Source organism: Amycolatopsis tolypomycina (genome assembly GCF_900105945.1).
In the GTDB taxonomy this organism is placed as follows: Bacteria; Actinomycetota; Actinomycetes; order Mycobacteriales; family Pseudonocardiaceae; genus Amycolatopsis; species Amycolatopsis tolypomycina.
The window spans coordinates 449,946-469,101 of sequence record NZ_FNSO01000002.1; the positions used below are offsets into that span (position 1 = coordinate 449,946).

Sequence of the window (19,156 nt, forward strand, 5' to 3'; positions counted from 1 at the left end):
AACCCTGACGGAGGTCGCCCGGAGGGCCTACCCTAGACAGGAAACAGGCGGGCCTTTCCCCAGAGGGCCCCGGGTCAGTCGGGAGGCCGAGGGGATGGACCCCCGCGATCGGGCGGACGCCCTGCTCGCACGAGCCCAGGCGCGCGGTGTGTTCGTCGTGACACCCGACAGCGCGACGTCACCGATGGACTCGGCGAACACCCAGCAGATCCCGCGCGCGCAGATCGACGGGCTCGACCGCAGCCGCGACCCCGACACGACGACGCAGCTGCCGGCGTCGCTGATCGAGGAGAACGACCACCCGCTGGCCGGCTCGGCGCCGACCCGGCGGATGGAGGTGCAGGGCGGCCGCCGTCCGCAGCAGACCACGCCGCTGAGCACGCCTTCGCCGTCGCCGACGACGCCGCTGCCCACGCCGCTGTCGCGCCGGCCCCAGGCCGAGCAGGTCACCAGCCCCCTGAAGGAGCCGGACCCGGAGGACACCGGCCTGGTGCCGACGGTGACGCAGAACATCGGCAAGTCCGACCTTTCGCGCCGGCTCGACGGGATCTAGCGGGTTTCCAGCTTCAGCCGCAGCGCGAGGCCGAGCTTCACGGCGGCCAGCACCGGCTTCCAGGCGAGCCCCGGGTGCCGGTCGGCGAGGTAGCGGTAGGCGCTGGCGTGGTGGGCGGCGAGCATCTTCTTCGACGCCTGCGAAGTCGAGTGCCCGCCTTCGTGCGTGACGCGCGAAGAGGGCGCGTAGACGTTCTGCCAGCCCGCCTTCGCCAGCCGGTCGCCGAGGTCGACGTCCTCGAAGTACATGAAGTAGCGGCTGTCGAAGCCGCCGACGGAGTCGAACGCCTCCCGCCGGATCAGCTGGCACGAGCCGGACAGCCAGCCCGCGACGCGCTCGGCCGGCGTGCCGGTCTCCTGCCGGTACTGCCTGGTCCAGGGGTTGCCGGGCCAGACCTTCGCGAAGGCGGCGTGCCCGATGCCCCGGCCGAAGGACGGCAGCAGCCGCGCCGAGGGGTAGACGGTGCCGTCGAGGTCGTGGATCAGCGGCCCGAAGGCACCCCCGCGCGGCCACCGCCGGACCACCTCGAGCAGCGCGTCGAGCGACCCGGGCTCCCATTCGAGGTCCGGGTTGACGACGACGACCCACCCGTAGCGGTCCTCGAGCTCGGCGACGCCCCGGTTCGCGGCGGTCCCGTAGCCGACGTTCTCCCCGATGGTGAGCAACTGCACGTTCGCCCGCCGCGAGACGACCTGCTCGAGGGCCCCCTCGACGGACGCGTTGTCCGCGACGACCACCTTGACCTCGCGCTCGGTGGCCTTTTCGAGGGTGTCGAGGAACCGCTCGATGGTGTCCTCGGAGAAGTAGGTCACGGTCACGACGCCGACATCGTCGCCATAGCGGGATTGCTCAGTCACCCGGCCATTGTCCACTCGTCACCGAGGGTGAATCGGGTGCCCCGGCCCAGCAGCACACTGGAAGAAATCCTCGGCACGCAGTCACGGAAGGTGCGATCCCGATCGCAGATCGTGCATGGGGCGCGAGATGATGGCGCGATGACGGTGCACGCCTTCGTCGATGAATCAGCCCGCGGTGGCAGCTATCTGCTGTGCGCAACGATCGTGGAGCCTGCACACCTGACCACCACGAGACGCGCACTGACGTCGCTACTCCTCCGAGGGGCCCGCGAACTGCACTTCAAGAAGGAGAAGGAACCTCGTCGCCGGATGCTGATCGACCGGATGGCCGGGATGCCGGTCTCGACGCGCCTCTATCGCGGTTCCTGCACGCCCAAGACCGAGGAGGCCGCCCGGCAACGCTGTCTCACGCTGCTCGCGGAGCACCTGCTCGGGCTGCAGGCTCACCGGCTGGTCCTCGACTCGCGCAACCACCGCGACGGACACGATCGCCAAACCCTGCAGCCGCCGAGCCCCTTCTGTGGGTCTCCGACGCGGTCGCTTGGTGTTTCGGCGCGGGCGGCGACTGGCGGCGGCGTGCCGGCCCGGTGATCGCCGAGTACTTCGACCTCTGAAGACAGCGAAAAGCCCGCGAGACGACCGTCCGGACGCGTCACGGGCTTTCATACTCGGCCCCACCGGAGCCTCGCAAAGTCAGTCTACCATCGCCGATCACGGCCCGTGCCCGTCAGCGGGTGCGCAGGTGCCGGGACCAGGCCTTCGCGTACGCCTCCCGGTGCCGTTCCGCGGTCGTGGCCCACGAGAACTCCTTGGCCCGCTGCTGCGCCGCCGTCGCCAGCTCGGCGCGGCGGCCCGGGTCGGCCAGCAGCTCGCTGAGCGCCGCCGCCACGTCTCCCGCGCCGACTCCGCAGTACGCCACCGCGTCGCCGCCCACCTCGGGCAACGACAGCCGGCGCGTGGTCAGCACGCACGCCCCGCACGCCATCGCCTCCAGGACCGGCAGCCCGAACCCCTCCCCCAGCGAGGGGTACGCCACCAGCGAAGCACCGCCCAGGAACCCCGCCAGCGTGCCGAACGGCAGGTACCCGGCCCGGATCACGCGCAGCCGGTGCGGGACGGCGTCCAACGCCCGCTCCACCTGCGTGTCCCAGCCCGGCTGGCCGGCCAGCACCAACGCCGGCGCGTCCGGCTGCCCGGCGACCGCCCGCGCGAACCCGCGGATCAACGCCGGCACGTTCTTCCGCGGCTCCAGAGCTCCCAAGAACGCCACGTACGGCGTCCGGCCCAGGCCGATGGCCGCGCGCGCCGCCGCGACCTCGTCCGGCGACGGCGGGTGGAAGCGCTCGCTGTCGACGCCGTGGTGGATCACTTCCAGCGACGCGTGCCGCACCGGGGCGACGCGGGCCAGCTCCGTGGCCGTCGCCGCCGAAGGCACCACGCAGAGCGTCGCGCGCCGAAGCGCCGTCGCGGTCCACGCGCGGAAGAAGCGGGCCTTCACCGACGAGTGCAGGACGGCGTCGGTGAAGAACGTCGCGTCGTGCAGGGTGACCACCGAAGCGGCCGACGTCGCCAGCGGCATCGTGTAGTGCGGCGAGTGGACGACGTCCGCGCCGAGGCGGCGGGCCAGCCGCGGCAGGGTCGCCTGTTCCCAGGTCAGCCGGGCCGTGCGGGTGGTCGTCGCCGGCGAAGCGGGCACGACGCGCGAACGCGGCGCCAGCCGGTCGTAGAGCTGCAGGTCGCGGGGCTGGCAGACGACGGTGATCCGCGCCCCGTCCGCATCGAGGGCGGCGACGAGCGAATCCACGTACCGGCCGACCCCGCCGCGGTCCGCGGGAACCGCGGTCGCGTCGATCAGCACCCGGGGATCATCGCTCACCCGTGCAGCGTACGGCGGCGCCCCGGCGCGGTGGTGGGGAACTGGCAAACCGGGCAGGTGACAGCTCAGTCGTGCCCGCGGCGCCACGCGAAAGCCCGCCCCGCCCAGGTCAACCCAGTCGCGCCCGCGGCGCCACGCGACGGCCCAGCCCCGCCCCGCCCCGGTCAGCTCAGTCGTGCGCACGCCGGTGGATCGCCCACACCGCCTCCGCCGCCCGGCGCCACGTGAACGCCCGGGCCCGCTCCCGCCCCGCCCGGGTCAGCTCCGCCGCCTTCGACGGCGAGCCGAGCACCTCCCGCAGCGCGGCAGCCAGCGCCGCGGCATCCCCGCGGGGCACCATGAGCCCGGCGCCGCCCGCCACCTCGGCCAGTGCCGGGACGTCCGTGTGCACCACCGGGATCCCCGCCGCCAGGGCCTCCAGCAGGCCCAGCCCGAAGCCCTCGGCGAGGCTCGGCACCGCCAGCACGCTCGCCCGGCGCAACGCGGTCGCCAGCTCGGCGTCCGTCACCTTCCCCAGCATCCGCAGCCGGTCCGCGGGCAGGCCACGCTCATGAGCCAGCGCCACCGGGTCCACGCCGCCCCAGCCCGGCTGCCCGGCCAGCACCAGCGCCGTGCCGTCCAGGGCCGCGACCGCGTCGACCAGCACGTCGATGCCCTTGCGCGGCTCGATCGTGCCGACGGCGAGCACGTACCGCTCCGGCAGGTCCAGCTCGGCCGATCCCGTCGGCACCCGGGCGCCGTGCGGCACCACGCGGACCGGGACGTCGACGTCGATCAGCACCGCCAGCTCGTCGGCGACCGCCCGCGTCGGCACGACCAGCCCGGACGCCCGTCGCGCGGCCCGGGCGATCATCGACCGGTGCCAGCTGACGCCGCGCGCGGTGAGCGTCTCGGGGTGGGTCCACGGCACGGTGTCGTGCACGGTCACGCTCAGCGTCTTCCCGGCCGGGGCGCGCGGCGGCGCGAACGGCGTCGGCGCGTGCACCGCGTCGCCTCCGGGCCACCAGCGCAGGCCCAGCTGCCACGCGGCGACCAGCGCCCGCGGCGGGATCCGCAGCACCCGGGGGCCGTCGACGCCGTCCAGCCGGGCCGCGGTGACGTCGGCGTGCCGCGCGACCACGCTGGACACCGTCCAGCCCGGCGGCGCGGTCTTCGCGAGCGCGGGGAGCAGCTCGGCCGTGTAGCGCCCGGTGCCACCGGGCACCGGCGCGAGGAGCTGCTCGGCGAGCACGACCAGTTCGGGCACGCGGCTATTGTGCGGGACGTGACCGCGAATCCCGCCACCACGGTGGTAGTCGTGACCTGGCGGGGTGCCGGGCACATCACGGCCTGCCTCGACGCGCTGGCCGCGCAGGCGCGTCCACATCGGACGCTCGTGGTCGACAACGCCTCCGACGACGGCACCGCGGCCCTGCTCGCGGCCCACCCTTCGCACCCGCAAGTGATCCGGCTGCCGCGCAACACCGGCTACGCGGGCGCGCTCGCCGTCGCCCTCGAAAAGGTCCAGACCCCGCTGATGGCGTGGCTGAACGACGACGCCGAACCGGCGCCGGACTGGCTCGCGACGCTGGAGGACACCCTGGCGAAGGCGCCGCTGGCCGCCGCGGCGACGTCCCGGCTCGTGCGCCCGGACGGCACCACGCAGTCGGCCGGCGTGCGCCTGACCGCCGACGGCCACGGCGCCGACGTCACCGAGCCCGCCGGCGAGGTGTTCGGCTTCTGCGGCGGCGCCGCGCTGCTGCGCGCCGACGCCCTCCGCAGCGTCCACGGCGTCCCGGCGGATTTCTTCTGTTATTACGAGGACACCGACACGGCGTGGCGGCTGCGGCTGGCCGGGTGGGACGTCGTCGCGGCACCGGACGCCCGCGTCCGGCACGGCCACGGCGTCAGCAGCGGACTGGGCTCACCGGAGTTCCACCGCTGGAACGAGCGCAACCGGCTGCTCATGCTGCTGCGCTGCGCGCCCCGGGAAGTCGCGGTGAACCAGCTCGTCCGCTTTGCCGTGTTGACGGCGGTGCTGCCGCTGCGCGGGCGGCCGGCGGCGCCGAACTTCCGGTTCGGCCTGCGCTGCCGGGTGCTGGCCGAAGTGGTCCGGCGGCTACCAGCGACGTTGCGGACACGCCGCAAGATCACCCGCCGCGGGGCGCTCGGCCGAGGCGCGGTCTGGGAGGCATGGGCAGGCCTTTAAGCTTGCGCCAGGATCGACGACGAGGAGCTGGCTTTGGCGCAGGGGGATCCGCAACCGCTCGTCTCGGTGATCGTGGTGAACTACCACGGCGCCGACGACACGATCACCTGCCTGCGCGCGCTCGCCGAGCACGACTACCCCGAGCTCGAGCTGATCTGCGTCGACAACTCCACCTCTCGTGCCGAGGCCGCCCGCATCCGCGAGGCCGTCCCGCAGGCCCAGGTCGTCGAGGCCGGGCGCAACACCGGTTTCGCGGGCGGCTGCAACCTCGGCGCGAAGCACGCCAAGGGCACCGTCCTCGCCTTCCTCAACAACGACGCCCGCCCGGCGCCCGGCTGGGTGTCCGCCGCCGTCGCCGAGCTGCGCGCGCAGCCCCGCGTCGCCGCGGTGGCCAGCAAGGTCCTCGACTGGGACGGCACCGGCACCGACTTCGTCGACGGCGGCCTCACCTGGTTCGGCATGGGCTACAAGCGCCACGCCGGCTCGCCGCTGGCCGACGTCCCGGCGGCCGAGCACGAGGTCGCGAAGGACGTCCTGTTCGGCACCGGCTCGGCGCTGTTCGTCCGGGCCGGCGTGTTCGCCGAGCTGGGCGGCTTCGACGAGCGGTTCTTCATGTTCTACGAGGACGTCGACCTCGGCTGGCGGCTCAACCTGCGCGGCTGGCGCGTCCGGTACGTCCCGGAGTCGCTGACCTACCACCGCCACCACGGCACCATGGGCGCGGTCGACGCGCCGGAAACCGGCCGCGAGACGTTCCTCCTGGAACGCAACGCCCTGGCCGCGCTCTACAAGAACCTCTCCGACGAGACCCTGGTCAGGGCGCTGCCCGCCGCGCTCGCGCTGGCCGTGCGCCGAGCCACCGCCCGCGGCGAGCTCGACGCCACCCAGCTCGACCTCGAACACGGTGTCGGCCCGATCGAATCCGGCGAGGTCGCCATCCCGCGCACCACGCTCGCCGGGCTGCTGGCCATCGACCAGTTCGTCGAGCAGCTGCCGTCGCTGGCCGAGTCGCGGGCGGTCGAACAGGCCGCCCGCGTCCGCACCGACGCCGACCTGCTTCCCCTGCTGCGCAAGGCCTTGGAGCCCGCCTACCCGCTGCCGCGCTACCTGGCCGCGCACGAAATCCTCGTCGAGGCGTTCGGCATCGAAAAGGCCTTCGGGCAGCGCCGGAAGGTCCTGGTGCTCACCGGCGACGCGCTCACCGAGCGGATGGCGGGCCCGGCGATCCGCGCCTGGAACATCGCGCTGGCGCTCTCCGCCGAGCACGACGTCCACCTCGTCACCACCAACCCCCTCGCGACGCCGCCGCCCGCGCCGTTCCGGGTCAGCGCGGGCAAGTTCCGCGAGCTCGAGGCGCCGATCGAGTGGGCCGACGTCGTCGTCCTGCAGGGGCACGTGCTGGAGCTGGCGCCGTCGCTGAAGAAGCAGCACAGCGGCAAGATCGTCGTCGCCGACCTGTACGACCCGATGCACCTCGAGCTGCTGGAGCAGGGCAAGGGCATCGCCGACGACCAGCGCGCGGCCGACCTCGCCGGCGTCACCCGCGTCCTCGACGCCCAGCTCGAACGCGGCGACTTCTTCCTCTGCGCGTCCGAGCGGCAGCGGCACTTCTGGCTGGGCCACCTCGCCGCGATGGGCCGGCTTTCGCCGCGCCTCTACGACGCCGACCCGACGACGCAGTCACTGCTCGCGGTCGTCCCGTTCGGCCTGCCGGCGCAGCCGCCGGTGCGCACCGGGCCGGGCCTGCGCTCGTCGCTGGGCATCGGCGGCACCGACCACGTCGTGCTGTGGGCGGGCGGGGTGTACAGCTGGTTCGACCCGCTGACGCTGGTCCGCGCGATCGAGAAGCTGCGGCGCAACCGAAGCGACGTCCGGCTCGTGTTCCTCGGCATGAAGCACCCGAACCCCGAGGTCGCCGAGATGGACATCGGCACGCAGACCGTCCGGCTGGCCGATTCGCTGGGGCTGACCGGCAAGCACGTCTACTTCAACGAGCAGTGGGTGCCCTACCACGAGCGCCAGAACTGGCTGCTCGACGCGAACTGCGGCGTGACAACGCACTACGAGCACGTCGAGACGACGTTCGCGTTCCGCACCCGCGTCCTCGACTACCTGTGGGCGGGCCTGCCGATCGTCACCACCGACGGCGACTCCTTCGCCGACCTGGTCCGGGCGGAGCGGCTGGGCGTCGTCGTCCCGGCCGAGGACGACGCGGCGTTGGCCGACGCGCTCGAAAAGGCGTTGTACGACGAGGAGTTCGCCGCGGGCTGCGTCGAGCGGCTCGCGGTCGTCGCGCAGCGGTTCGCGTGGCCCGAGGCGCTGAAGCCGCTGGTGGAGTTCTGCCGCGACCCGCGCCCGGCGGCCGACCGGCTGCCCGGGTCGGCCGACCTGGTGCGCACGCCGCCGACCCGCGGCCGCGCGATGCTGCGGCGGGACCTGGACCTGATCCGCGAGTACCTCGACGCGGGCGGGCCGGCCGAGCTGGCGCGGCGCGTGGGTGGTCGCGCGGTGAAGGTCGCGAAGCAACGGCTCCGCCGTGGCTAGGTCACTGAGCGTTCTCCTCGACGGCACGCCGCTGCTCGGCGCGCGCACGGGCATCGGCCGCTACACGGCCGCGCTGAGCGAAGAGCTGGTGTCGATCCCGGAGGTCGACACGCGCGCGGTGGCGTTCACGCTGCGCGGCTGGCGGCGGCTGCGGCACGTGCTCCCGTACGGCGCCCGTGCGCGCGGGATGCCGGTGGCGGCGCGGCTGCTGCGGGCGGCGTGGCTGCGGTCGGACTTCCCGCCGGTGGAGCTGTTCGCCGGCCCGACGGACGTGGTGCACGGCACGAACTTCGTGCTGCCAGGGCGGTTCCGGGCGGCGGGCGTGGTGACGATCCACGACCTGGCGTTCCTGGACAACCCGGCGGAGCTGGCCCCGAGCGACCGCGGCCTGCCGGAGCTGGTCCGCCGCGGCGCCCGCCGCGCGAACGTGATCTGCACCCCGACGTCGGCGGTGGCGGACGCGGTGGCGGAGCGCCTGGACGTCTCCCGCGAGAAGATCGTGGTGACACCGCTGGGCGTCAACCCGGCGTGGTTCACCGCGCGCCCCCCGGACGACGAGCGCCGCGCCCGCCTCGGCCTGCCGGCGCGCTATCTGCTGTTCGCCGGCGCGGCGGGCCCCCGCAAGGGCCTGGACTGGCTGACCCGCGCCCACGACGCGGCACCCGACCTGCCGGACCTGGTGTTCGCGGGCCCGGGCCCGTTCCCCCGTGGCGCACGCAGGTTCCAGACCGGCTATCTGTCCGATGTGGACCTCCGCACGGTGGTCGCGGGCGCGTCGGCCCTGGTGCTGCCCTCGCGCGACGAGGGGTTCGGCCTGCCGGTGCTGGAGGCGATGGCCTCGGACGTCCCGGTGGTCTGCACGGACATCCCGGCCCTGCGCGAGGTGGCGGGCGAGTGCGCAAGCCTGGTCCCGTACGGCGACGTGGACGGCCTGGCCGAGGCGTTGCGGACGGCGGTGACGGACCCGCACGCGGTGGCGACCTCGGCGTCGCGGCGGGCGCACGCGGCGAACTTCACGTGGCGGACATGCGCGGAGCTGACGGTCGGCGCGTACCGGCTGGCCTCAGGGCGTCACTGACCGCGGCTCCGCAACGTCATGAACGACTCTTTCATGTCAACAGACGTCATGAAAGAGTCGTTCATGACGTCTCACGCGAAGTAGGCGGCCAGCGCCTCTTCCCACGACCGCAGCGGCGTCAGCCCCGCCTCCCGCCACGAGACGGGCGACAGCACCGAGTACGCCGGACGCGCCGCCGGGCGGGGGAACTCCGCCGTCGTGCACGGCTGGACCCGCTCCGGGTCCGCGCCCAGGTGCTCGAAGATCGCGCGGGTGAACCCGCACCAGCTCACCGCGCCCGCGTTCGTGCAGTGCAGGACCCGCTGGGCAGGCCCCTCCCCCGCCGCGACCCGGGCAGCCAGCTCCAACAACCCCGCAGCCAGGTCGGCCGTCCACGTTGGACCGCCCACCTGATCGTCCACAACGGACAACGTCGGGCGGGAAGACTCCAGCGAAACCATGGTCTTCACGAAGTTCGACCCGGACCGCCCGTAGAGCCACGCCGTCCGCACCACCCACGAAGCCGCCCCCGAGCCGAGGACCGCGGCTTCGCCCGCCGCCTTCGTGCGGCCGTACGCCGACTTCGGACCCAGCTCGTCGCCGGGCTCGTAGGGCGACGAAGCGTCGCCAGGGAACACGTAGTCCGTCGACACGTGGATCAGCGGCACCCGCCGGGACGCGCACGCCGCCGCCAGGACCCTCGGCCCGTCCGCGTTCACCGCGAACGCGCGTTCCTCGTCCGTCTCGGCCTTGTCGACCGCCGTGTACGCCGCCGCGTTGACGACCACCGGCTTCGAACCCGCCTCGCGCGCCCGCTCGGCCAGCGCCCCGACCGCGGCCAGGACCTGGCCCGTCATCGTCACGTCCAGCTCGGCGGACCCCGGCGCCACGACGTCCACCGAAGGGGACGCCAGCGCGGCGAGATCCCGGCCGAGCTGACCGGAACCACCCGGCACGAGCACCGTCAGCCGCACACGAACTCCTATTTCTTCAGCGCGGCCCGCTCGGCCAGCGGCTCCCACCACGCACGATTGTCCCGGTACCAGGCCACTGTCCCGGCCAGACCGTCCTCGAAGGACACGCGCGGAGCGTACCCCAGCTCCTGGTTGATCTTCGTGATGTCCACCGAGTACCGGCGGTCGTGGCCCTTGCGGTCCTCGACCGGCTCGACGCTGTCCCAGCCCGCGCCCACCGCCGCCAGCAGCTTCTCCGTCAGCTCCCGGTTCGTCAGCTCGGTGCCGCCGCCGATGTTGTAGATCTCGCCCGGGCGCCCGCCGTCGGCGACCAGCTGGATGCCGTGGCAGTGGTCGTCCACGTGCAGCCAGTCACGGACGTTGAGCCCATCGCCGTAGAGCGGCACCTTCCGGCCGTCGAGCAGGCTGGTGACGAACAGCGGGACGACCTTCTCCGGGAACTGGTACGGACCGTAGTTGTTGGAACACCGGGTGATGCACACCGGCAGCCCGTGCGTGCGGAAGAACGACCGCGCCACCAGGTCGGACGACGCCTTCGACGCCGAGTACGGCGAGTTCGGCTCGAGCAGCTGCTCTTCGGTCCACGAACCGTGCTCGATCGAGCCGTACACCTCGTCGGTGGACACGTGCACGAACTTGCCGACACCGGCTTCCAGCGCCGCCTGCAGCAGGTTCTGCGTGCCGAGCACGTTCGTCAGCACGAAGTCGGCGGCGCCGAGGATCGAGCGGTCCACATGGGACTCGGCGGCGAAGTGCACGACGAGGTCCACGCCGGTCATCACGTCGACGACCAGCGCCGTGTCGCAGATGTCGCCGCGGACGAACCGCAGCCGCGGGTCGGCGGCCACGGGGGCCAGGTTGGCCTCGTTGCCCGCGTAGGTGAGTTTGTCCAGCACGACCACCTCGGCGTCGCGCAGCGTCGGGTAGGCGCCGGTCAGCACCTGCCGGACGTAGTGCGACCCGATGAAGCCGGCACCACCGGTGACCAGGACCCGCATCTTCCCGCCTTTCCTCACACCCCCGGACGGGGCGTTCCGCCCCCAGCCTACGGAGGCCCCACAACACCCTCAGTAGAGTCTGCGGTGGAGACACACTGGTGTCCTGGGGGAAGCACGGGGTTCACAGGGGAGGAAGCGCGTGACCGAGCAGGCTGCGCCGACCATCCCGGCACGCCGCGTCCACGGCGCGGCCGTCTTCGCCCGCCGCGGCGGCAAGGTCGTCGTGTCGTTGCTGTCCGTCGCGATCCTGGCCCTGACCTGGTACGGCTGGCACTTTATCGGCGACCCGAACACGGGCCTGACGACCACGAACGTCTTCGCCGACACCGAGGCGCACGCGAAGCCGCTCGACGGCGCGGTCGACATCCTCCTCGTCGGCCAGGACAGCCGCACCGACGCGCAGGGCAACCCGCTGCCCCGCGAGGTGCTGGACATGCTGCACGCCGGCGTCTCCGACGGCGAGCTGAACACCGACACGATGATCCTCGTGCACATCCCCCAGAACGGGAAGCAGGCGATCGCGATCTCGTTCCCCCGCGACTCGTGGGTGGAGCTGACCGGCGGCTTCGGCAAGCACAAGCTCAACAGCGCGTTCGTCTACGCGTACACGGACACGTACCGGACGTTGCAGCGCCAGGGCATGACCGACCTGAAGAAGGCCGACCAGGAAGCGAAGGTCGCCGGGCGGAAGAACCTCATCGCCACGATCGAGAAGTTCATCGGCAAGCCGGGCATGATCGACCGCTACGCCGAGGTCAACCTGGCGAGCTTCTACGAGATCACCAAGTCGATCGGCGGCGTCGAGGTCTGCCTCAAGGGCCCGGTCAAGGAAGCGAAGTCCGGCGTCGACCTGCCGGGCGGGCAGCAGACGATCGAGGGCGTGCAGGCGCTCGCGTTCGTCCGGCAGCGCTACGGCCTGCCCAACTACGACCTCGACCGGATCGCGCGGCAGCAGGCGTTCCTGTCCGGCCTGGCCCGCAAGGTGATCTCGACCGACGTGCTGACCAGCCCGGTGAAGATCGCCGACCTGGTGGCCGCGGTGAAGAAGTCCGTCGTGCTCTCGCAGGGCTGGGACCTGACGGAGTTCGCCGAGCAGATGCGCGGCCTGACCGGCGGCAACATCGAGTTCCACACGATCCCGACGCTCGGCAACGCGAACATCGGCGGCGCCGACGTGCTGCGCGTCGACCCGGCCCAGGTGGCGGCGGAGGTCGCGCGGCTGACGTCGGACGGCGAGACCCCGGCGGCGCCGACGTCGGCGCAGCTGCCCGGCGCCAAGGCCGTCACGGTGGAGCTGTACGACGGCTCGGGCTCGCCGGCGCTGGCCGGCCAGCTCCACGCGATGCTGCAGGGCAAGGGCTTCACGCTGGCCGCCGACCAGAAGCTGAGCACGCGCAACACCACGGTCGTCCGGTACAACCCGGCCGACGACGCCGCACCGGCACTGGTCAAGCAGGCACTGGGCATCGGCGCGCAGGCCGAGCCGGACCGCGACGTCCCCGCCGGGCACGTGCGGGTGCTGCTGGGCAAGGACCTGCGCAACTCGGCCGCCGGCGCCGGGGGCGCGCCGACGTCGTCGCCCGCGAAGCCGGCCGCCACGTCCGCACCCGCCACCCCCGCCGCGCCGCCGATCAACGCGGGCGGCGTCCCCTGCGTCAACTAGACTGCGTACGCAGGGTGTTCGGGGGAGGTAAGCCGGCGTGGCAGAAGACCAGGAAGAACCGGAGACAGTCGCCGATCCGGTGACGGAGAGCGACGACGTCAGGCCGGGACCGTCGCGGCTGCGGCGGGCCGGCCGGGTGAGCCGCCGGGTCGCGGTCGGCCTGGTGTCCCTGCTCGCGCTCGGCGCCAGCGGGTACGTCTACGTCACCAAGGACCAGCTGCAGAGCACGGTCCCGACGACCGACGCGCTCACCCCGCGGGCCGGCGAGCCCGCGCCCCCGCCCGCGGACGACGGCGCGGACGACATCCTGCTCGTCGGCAGCGACGCGCGCACGGATGCCCAGGGCAACGCGCTGCCGGCGCGGGTGCTGCGGCAGCTGCGCACCGAGGCCAACAACGGCGCGGTGAACACCGACACGATGATCCTTCTGCGGATCCCGAAGAACGGCAGCAAGCCGTCCGCCGTCTCGATCCCGCGCGACACGTGGACGGCCATTCCGGGCCGCGGCGAGGCGAAGATCAATTCGGCGTACGGCATCGCGAAGGCGCACTTCGCGCAGGCCCTGCGCGGGCAGGGCGAGCGCGACCAGGCGAAGATCGAGCGCGACTCCGACACCGAGGGCCGCCGGGTGCTGGTGCAGGCGGTGCAGGACCTGACGCAGGTGCGGATCGACCACTACGCCGAGATCAACCTGCTGGGCTTCTACCTGCTGACCGAGGCGCTCGGCGGCGTCAAGGTGTGCCTGAACCACGCGACCGAGGACAAGGATTCGGGCGCGAACTTCCGCCGCGGCGAGCAGACGGTCTCGGGCGGCGAAGCGCTGTCGTTCGTCCGGCAGCGCAAGAACCTCCCGCGCGGCGACCTCGACCGGATCGTGCGGCAGCAGGCGTTCCTGTCCTCGGCCCTGCACCAGCTGCTCTCGGCGGGCACGCTGACCAGCCCGGGCACGCTGAACGGCCTGATGGACGCGGTGCACCGGTCGTTGACCCTCGACCCCGGCCTCGACCTGCTGCAGTTCGCGCAGCAAGCGAAGGGGATCGCCTCGGGCGAACTGACGTTCGCGACGATCCCGGTGGTCACCGCGAACGGCCGGAGCCAGGACGGGCAGAGCATCGTGCAGGTCGACCTGAAGGCGGTCCGCGACTACGTGGCGGGCCTGGCCGGCCGGCCGGCCCCGGCGTCCCCGGCACCGGCCGGTGGCGGCTCGGGCAGCGGCGCCGCCCCCGCCGCGGCGCCGCTGCTCCAAGCCTCCCCCGGAGTCCCCTGCGTCAACTGACCCCAAGGGCACTTTCACGTGAAAGTGCCCTTGGGATCAGGCGAAGGCGGCGCGGTGCTCCTCCGCCCACTGCCGGAACGTCCGGGGCGCGTTGCCCGTCACCTGACGGACGAGGTCGGTGACCAGCGACGGCTCCCGTGTCGTCCGCGCCCAGGCGCCGAGGACCGACGCCGGCACGTCCGACGGCCAGCCCAGCGCCAGCATGCGCTCGATCGCCTGCTCCTTCGTCAGCTCTTCGACCCGCAGCGGCCGGCCGAGGACGTCCGCGAGCACCTCGGCCTGTTCGCGGAATGAAATCGGCTCCGGGCCGGTCAGCGCGAGCGACTCCCCGTCGTGCGAGCCGTCGATCAGGATCCGGGCGGCGACGTCGGCGATGTCCCGCTCGTGGATCGCGCCGATCCGCGAGTCCGGGTACGGCGTGCGGACCACACCTTCGGCGATGTCCGCGCGCCAGCCCAGGGTGTTCGTCGCGAAGGCGCCCGGGTTCAACGCCGTCGACGCGAACGGCGCCGCGGCCAGCGCCTCCTCGACCGCGCGGTGCATCGCCGCGATCCGGCTCTGCCCGGCATCCGGTTCGAGCGTCGCGGCCGACGACAGCAGCACGACGTGCCGCACCCCCGCCGCTTCGGCCGCCTTCACGAACCCTTCGATGCCCTGCGGCCGCGTGTACAGGAAGACCCCGGAGACGCCGTCGAGCGCGGGCTCGAGCGTCGAGGCGTCCTCCAGGTCCGCGCTCACCTTCGCGACGCCGTCCGGAACGTCGAGCTTCGCGACGTCACGGCTGGACGCGCGAACGTCCTGACCTGCGGCGACGAGCGCGTCGACGACCGCGCGGCCGACGTGTCCGGTCGCCCCGGTGACGAGAATGGTCATGGTGACCCCCAGCTCAGAGATTAATTTGCTTTCAAAGCAAACGTACTGAGGCCGGTCATCCGGTGTCAACCGGCGCGGCGCCTGGTCCGCGCCTTAGCCTTGTGCCCATGAGCCTGACCGACGAGCTGCTGCGCCCGCTGCCGGCCGCCCAACCGTTGATCACCCACTACGACGACCAGCTGGGCAGCCGCGTCGAGCTGTCCGTGGCGACCACCGCCAACTGGGCGGCGAAGACGGCCAACTGGCTGACCGAGGAGTTCGACATCGAGCCGGGCGACGCCGTGGCGGTGCAGCTCCCGGCGCACTGGCAGACCGTGGGCGTGCTGCTGGGTGCGTGGTGGTGTGGGGCGCGCGTGGTGACCGAGGGCGCCGGGGCGCGGGTGGCGTTCGTCGGGCCCGACGACCCGGAGCCGACCGGCGCGGCGGCCACCGCCGTCGTCACCCTGGACCCGATGGGCCGCGGCCTCGCGGAGCCGCCGGGCGGCGGCGCGTTCGACTACCTGAGCGAGGCGCGGCTGGCGGGCGACCAGTACCGCCCGCTGTTCCCGGTGCCCGGCACCGCGGCCGCCCTCTTCGAGTCCACTGTGGACGAGGTGCTGGCCGAAGCCAGGGCCCGCGCGGCGAAACTCGGCCTCACCGCGACCGACCGGGTGCTGTCCACCCGCGACTGGACCGAACCGGAGGGCATCCTCGACGGCCTGCTCGTCCCCCTCGCCGCGGGCGCCCACCTGGTCCACGTCAGCAACGCCGACCCGGCGAAGCTGGCCGCCCGCCGCGACGCCGAGCGCACCACGGCGGACCTCCCCGCGTAAAAGCGTGAAGGCCACCTCACCCGAGGTGGCCTTCACGAAAGGTACGAGGTCAGGCGTTCTGCAGTTCGCCGACCTCGGCGTCGCGGCGGGCGCGCTTGCGGCCCCACAGCAGGTGGTCGAGCGAGAGCCGGCCGCCGTTGAAGCCGAGGGCGAGCCCGGCGAGCGCCAGCACCAGCACCAGTTCGTAGCCGCCCTGGCCGGTCAGGCCGTTGTCGATGTGCACCGACAGCAGCGCGCCGACCGAGATCACGACGTAGCCGATGCCGACGAGCGGCAGCAGGAAGCCGACGATGAAGGCGACCGAGCCGAGGATTTCGACCGCCATCGCGAAGATCGCGGCGACCGTGGGCAGCGGGATGCCCGACATCTCGAAGAACTTCGCCGTGCCGTCGATACCGTTGTTCCACTTCTGGAGCCCGTGCGCGAGGAAGACGACCGCGACGCCGATCCTCCCCAGCAACAGGGCCACGTCCTTGAATCGTCCGAACATCCGGTTTCAGCTCCCCGGTGGGTGAAATTTCAACTGACCCGACCCAAAGTAGGGCACCGGGCACCCCCAGCCGAAGCTCCGGACGGTGATCGACAGGAAACCGACAGGCACGAAATTCGGGTGCGCGTACTGTCCGCCGCCGCTATCTTCGCCCTGACCTGCGTCCACGACCGTGAGGAGACCCCGATGCGCCGACAGACCGTCCTGCCCGGCCTGTCACCCGCATCACAGAGGACTTCCCACGACCGTGAAAACCCTGAACATCGGCATTTTGGCGCACGTCGACGCCGGTAAGACCAGCCTGACCGAGCGCCTGCTCTTCGAAGCGGGCGCCATCGACCGCCTCGGCAGCGTCGACCGCGGCGACACCCAGACCGACTCCCTCGAGCTCGAACGCCGCCGCGGCATCACCATCCGCTCGGCGGTCGCCTCCTTCGTGACCGGCGGCACCCGGATCACGCTGATCGACACCCCGGGCCACTCGGACTTCATCGCCGAGGTCGAGCGGGCCCTGCGCGTGCTCGACGGCGCCGTCCTGGTGGTCTCCGCCGTCGAAGGCGTCCAGGCCCAGACCCGCGTGCTGATGCGGACGCTGCGCCGGCTCGGCATTCCGACGCTGGTCTTCGTCAACAAGACCGACCGGCTGGGCGCCCGCGACCGCCTCGGCGACATCCGCGCGAAGCTGGCGCCGCGGGCGATCGCGCTGACCGCGTCGCCCGACGAGCTGGCCGAGCTGCTGGCCGACGGCGACGACGCCTTCCTGGAGTCCTATGTGGACGGTGCGGCCGGCGAGGCGGAGTGCCGCGCCGAACTCGTCCGCCAGGTCGCGCGCGGCGACCTGTACCCCGTCCTGTCCGGCTCCGCGATCACCGGCGCGGGCGTCGCGGACCTCGTGACGGCCATGGCCGAGCTGCTCCCGGCGACCGAGCGCACCGGCGCCGGGCCGCTGCACGCAACGGTGTTCAAGATCGACCGCGGCCGCGCCGGGGAGAAGATCGCCTACGCCCGGCTGCACTCCGGAGCACTGGCGCCACACCAGCGGATTGCCTTCTACCGCGGCGAAACCGAGTTCACCGGCCGGGTTTCGGCCGTCCGGACCGCCGCCGACGACGACGTGGCGCTCGCCGGCGACGTCGCGCGGGTGCGGGGGCTGCGGGAGGTCCGGATCGGCGACCGGCTCGGCTCCCCCGGCCCGGCGCGGCGCGGCGCGGTGTTCGCGCCGCCGACGTTGGAGACGGTGGTGCGGCCGGTCCGGCCCGAGCAGGCCGCCGCCCTGTACACGGCGCTGACCCGGCTGTCCGAAGAGGACCCGTTGATCGACGTCCGCCGCCGCGGCCACGACCTTTCCGTGCGGCTCTACGGTGAAGTGCAGAAGCAGGTGCTGAGCTCGATGCTGGCCGACGGCGCCGGCATCGACGTCACCTTCGAGCAGACGCGCACCCTGTACGTCGAGAAGCCGGTCGGCACCGGCGCCGCGTTCGAAGACCTGGATCCGGGGCAGCGGCTGTACTTCTTCGCCACGGTCGGGCTGCGGGTCGAGCCGGGGCCGCCGGGCTCCGGCGTCACGTTCGGCCTGTCGGTGGAGCTGGGGTCGCTGCCCCTGGCGTTCCACCGGGCGATCGAGGAGACCGTCCGCACCACGCTGGAGCAGGGCCTGCACGGCTGGGAGGTCCTCGACGCCGCCGTCACGCTGACGCACACCGCGTTCTACAGCCCGAACAGCGTCGCGGCCGACTTCCGCAAGCTGACGCCGCTGGTGCTGATGGCGGCGCTCGAGCAGGCGGGCACGCGCGTGCACGAGCCGGTGCACCGCTTCGAGCTCGAGGTCCCGGCGCACGCCGTCAGCGCGGTGCTGCTCAAGCTCGCCGAGCTGCGCGCGGTGCCCGGCGAGCCCGTCGCCGGGACGACGTCGTGCACGCTGCACGGCACCATCCCGGCGGAGCACGTCCACGAGTTCGAGCAGGCCCTGCCCGCGCTCGGCCAGGGTGAGGCGGTGTTCCTCAGCGAGTTCGCGGACTACCGGCCCCACCCCGGTCCGCCGCCGGTGCGGCCGCGGACCGGCGAGAACCCGTTGGACCGCAAGGAGTACCTCGCGCAGGTGGCCCGGCGTTAGCGCTTGTGGGCCCAGGCCGCGGCGAAGCAGTAGACGCCGAACGCGGCGAGGCCGAGCGCCACCACGATCAGCAGCACGGGGCCGAAGGGCTGGGCGGCGAGCGTCTTGAGCGCGGCGTCCAGCCCGCCTGCCTTGTGCGCGTCGGCGTCGAACCCGGCGATGGCCAGCAGGATCGCGACCACGGTGAAGACGACGGCCTTGGCGAGGTAGCCGGTGGTGCCCAGCCAGCCCACCCAGCGGCGCGACCGGCCCGGCAGCTCCGTGGTGTTGAGGTCTTCGAGGAACTTCTGCTTCACGCCCTTGACGGCGGCGGCGATCGCCACGCCGAGGACGGCCGCGGCGACGAGCACCACCAGGGCCGGCCCGGCCGGCAGCGACAGCAGCTTGCCGGTGAACTCCTGCTGCTTCTGGCTGCTCGACCCGCCCCCGCCGCTGCCGGTGGCGAGCCGGAAGGCGGTGAAGCCCAGCACGAGCACGACGACCCCGCGTGCGGCGGCGCCGAGCCGCTTGCGCGTCCGCTTCCCGCCGCTGACCCATTCGTAGCCGGTGGCGGCCATCAGGAACTGCCAGAGCCCGAAGGCGACCAGCCCGATGGCGACGATCCAGAGCAGGACCTGCCCGAACGCCGTCGAGCCGATCTGTTCCAGCGCGCCCTTCTGGTCGGCCTGCTCGTTGTCGCCGAAGGCGACCTGCACGGCGAGCCAGGCGATGATGAGGTGTACGACGCCGTAGCACGCCATGCCGGCCCGGCCGAGCAGTTGCGCGGTGTTACTCTTCTCGCCTCTTTCGGCGGTGGCCTCTGTCCGGTTCATGCCTGCTGGAGTACCCACGCCCGACCCCGCTCCGCTGGGCCAAGCGGCCTAATCACTTGCTGTGCCTGGG

Annotated in this window: 17 protein-coding genes; 9 read left to right on the top strand and 8 right to left on the bottom strand. The window is 72.8% G+C overall.

Annotation, left to right across the window (positions count from 1 at the left end; all coding sequences use genetic code 11):
- Positions 1-94: 94 nt before the first annotated feature.
- On the top strand, positions 95-553 hold the full coding sequence (locus tag BLW76_RS03640) for a hypothetical protein (protein WP_091304427.1): 459 nt from the start codon (positions 95-97) through the stop codon (positions 551-553).
- On the opposite strand, the gene BLW76_RS03645 is transcribed toward BLW76_RS03640, so the two are convergent.
- Entirely contained in the window at positions 550-1,410 is an 861-nt protein-coding gene (locus BLW76_RS03645) for a glycosyltransferase family 2 protein (protein ID WP_208613196.1), read from the bottom strand. The two genes, BLW76_RS03640 and BLW76_RS03645, sit on opposite strands and share 4 nt — an antisense overlap.
- Positions 1,411-1,548: 138 nt before the next feature.
- Between BLW76_RS03645 and BLW76_RS03650 the strand changes: the two genes are divergently transcribed.
- Positions 1,549-2,001: a hypothetical protein gene (locus tag BLW76_RS03650; RefSeq protein ID WP_091304429.1), complete on the top strand. Its 453-nt coding sequence runs from the start codon at positions 1,549-1,551 to the stop codon at positions 1,999-2,001.
- 136 nt (positions 2,002-2,137) lie between these two features.
- Here BLW76_RS03650 and BLW76_RS03655 read toward each other — a convergent pair whose 3' ends face one another.
- Positions 2,138-3,268: a glycosyltransferase family 4 protein gene (locus BLW76_RS03655; RefSeq protein ID WP_091304430.1), complete on the bottom strand. Its 1,131-nt coding sequence runs from the start codon at positions 3,266-3,268 to the stop codon at positions 2,138-2,140.
- Between the two features lie 187 nt (positions 3,269-3,455).
- Complete coding sequence (locus tag BLW76_RS03660) at positions 3,456-4,532, bottom strand: glycosyltransferase family 4 protein (protein WP_091304431.1); 1,077 nt, start codon at positions 4,530-4,532, stop codon at positions 3,456-3,458.
- A 9-nt stretch (positions 4,533-4,541) separates the two neighbouring features.
- Here BLW76_RS03660 and BLW76_RS03665 point away from each other — a divergent pair, with 9 nt between their 5' ends.
- From BLW76_RS03665 to BLW76_RS03675, 3 genes are read left to right on the top strand one after another with little or no spacing between them, the layout of a single operon-like run.
- Positions 4,542-5,474, top strand: coding sequence for a glycosyltransferase family 2 protein (locus tag BLW76_RS03665; protein WP_208613197.1), 933 nt, complete (start codon positions 4,542-4,544; stop codon positions 5,472-5,474).
- Between the two features lie 33 nt (positions 5,475-5,507).
- Complete coding sequence (locus BLW76_RS03670) at positions 5,508-8,018, top strand: glycosyltransferase (protein WP_091304432.1); 2,511 nt, start codon at positions 5,508-5,510, stop codon at positions 8,016-8,018.
- Positions 8,011-9,096, top strand: coding sequence for a glycosyltransferase family 4 protein (locus BLW76_RS03675; RefSeq protein WP_091304433.1), 1,086 nt, complete (start codon positions 8,011-8,013; stop codon positions 9,094-9,096). The genes BLW76_RS03670 and BLW76_RS03675 overlap by 8 nt, the downstream gene beginning before the upstream one ends.
- Positions 9,097-9,167: 71 nt before the next feature.
- Here the strand turns inward: BLW76_RS03675 and rfbD are convergent, their stop codons facing one another.
- Entirely contained in the window at positions 9,168-10,049 is an 882-nt protein-coding gene (rfbD, locus tag BLW76_RS03680; RefSeq protein ID WP_167384455.1) for a dTDP-4-dehydrorhamnose reductase, read from the bottom strand.
- A gap of 8 nt (positions 10,050-10,057) precedes the next feature.
- Positions 10,058-11,047 carry a dTDP-glucose 4,6-dehydratase gene (gene rfbB, locus BLW76_RS03685; RefSeq protein ID WP_091304434.1) on the bottom strand — a complete coding sequence of 330 codons (990 nt, stop codon included), beginning with the start codon at positions 11,045-11,047 and terminating at the stop codon, positions 10,058-10,060.
- A 139-nt stretch (positions 11,048-11,186) separates the two neighbouring features.
- On the opposite strand from rfbB, the gene BLW76_RS03690 reads away from it, so the two are divergent.
- A complete protein-coding gene (locus BLW76_RS03690) occupies positions 11,187-12,710 on the top strand; it encodes an LCP family protein (RefSeq protein ID WP_091304435.1) in 1,524 nt (507 codons plus the stop codon).
- 79 nt (positions 12,711-12,789) lie between these two features.
- The gene (locus BLW76_RS03695) at positions 12,790-13,986 is read left to right on the top strand and encodes an LCP family glycopolymer transferase (protein ID WP_244170059.1); all 1,197 of its coding nucleotides are present in this window, start codon (positions 12,790-12,792) and stop codon (positions 13,984-13,986) included.
- Between the two features lie 36 nt (positions 13,987-14,022).
- On the opposite strand, the gene BLW76_RS03700 is transcribed toward BLW76_RS03695, so the two are convergent.
- On the bottom strand, positions 14,023-14,859 hold the full coding sequence (locus tag BLW76_RS03700) for an NmrA family NAD(P)-binding protein (RefSeq protein WP_091304436.1): 837 nt from the start codon (positions 14,857-14,859) through the stop codon (positions 14,023-14,025).
- 107 nt (positions 14,860-14,966) lie between these two features.
- Here BLW76_RS03700 and BLW76_RS03705 point away from each other — a divergent pair, with 107 nt between their 5' ends.
- Positions 14,967-15,671 carry a TIGR03089 family protein gene (locus BLW76_RS03705; protein ID WP_091304437.1) on the top strand — a complete coding sequence of 235 codons (705 nt, stop codon included), beginning with the start codon at positions 14,967-14,969 and terminating at the stop codon, positions 15,669-15,671.
- Positions 15,672-15,720: 49 nt separating this feature from the next.
- Here the strand turns inward: BLW76_RS03705 and BLW76_RS03710 are convergent, their stop codons facing one another.
- Complete coding sequence (locus BLW76_RS03710; protein ID WP_091304438.1) at positions 15,721-16,161, bottom strand: DoxX family protein; 441 nt, start codon at positions 16,159-16,161, stop codon at positions 15,721-15,723.
- A 247-nt stretch (positions 16,162-16,408) separates the two neighbouring features.
- On the opposite strand from BLW76_RS03710, the gene BLW76_RS03715 reads away from it, so the two are divergent.
- Positions 16,409-18,274 (top strand): elongation factor G, encoded by a 1,866-nt coding sequence (locus tag BLW76_RS03715; RefSeq protein WP_091304439.1) that lies wholly within the window; start codon positions 16,409-16,411, stop codon positions 18,272-18,274.
- Here BLW76_RS03715 and BLW76_RS03720 read toward each other — a convergent pair.
- Entirely contained in the window at positions 18,271-19,086 is an 816-nt protein-coding gene (locus tag BLW76_RS03720) for a DUF1206 domain-containing protein (RefSeq protein WP_091304440.1), read from the bottom strand. The two genes, BLW76_RS03715 and BLW76_RS03720, sit on opposite strands and share 4 nt — an antisense overlap.
- Between the last annotated feature and the right edge of the window lie 70 nt (positions 19,087-19,156).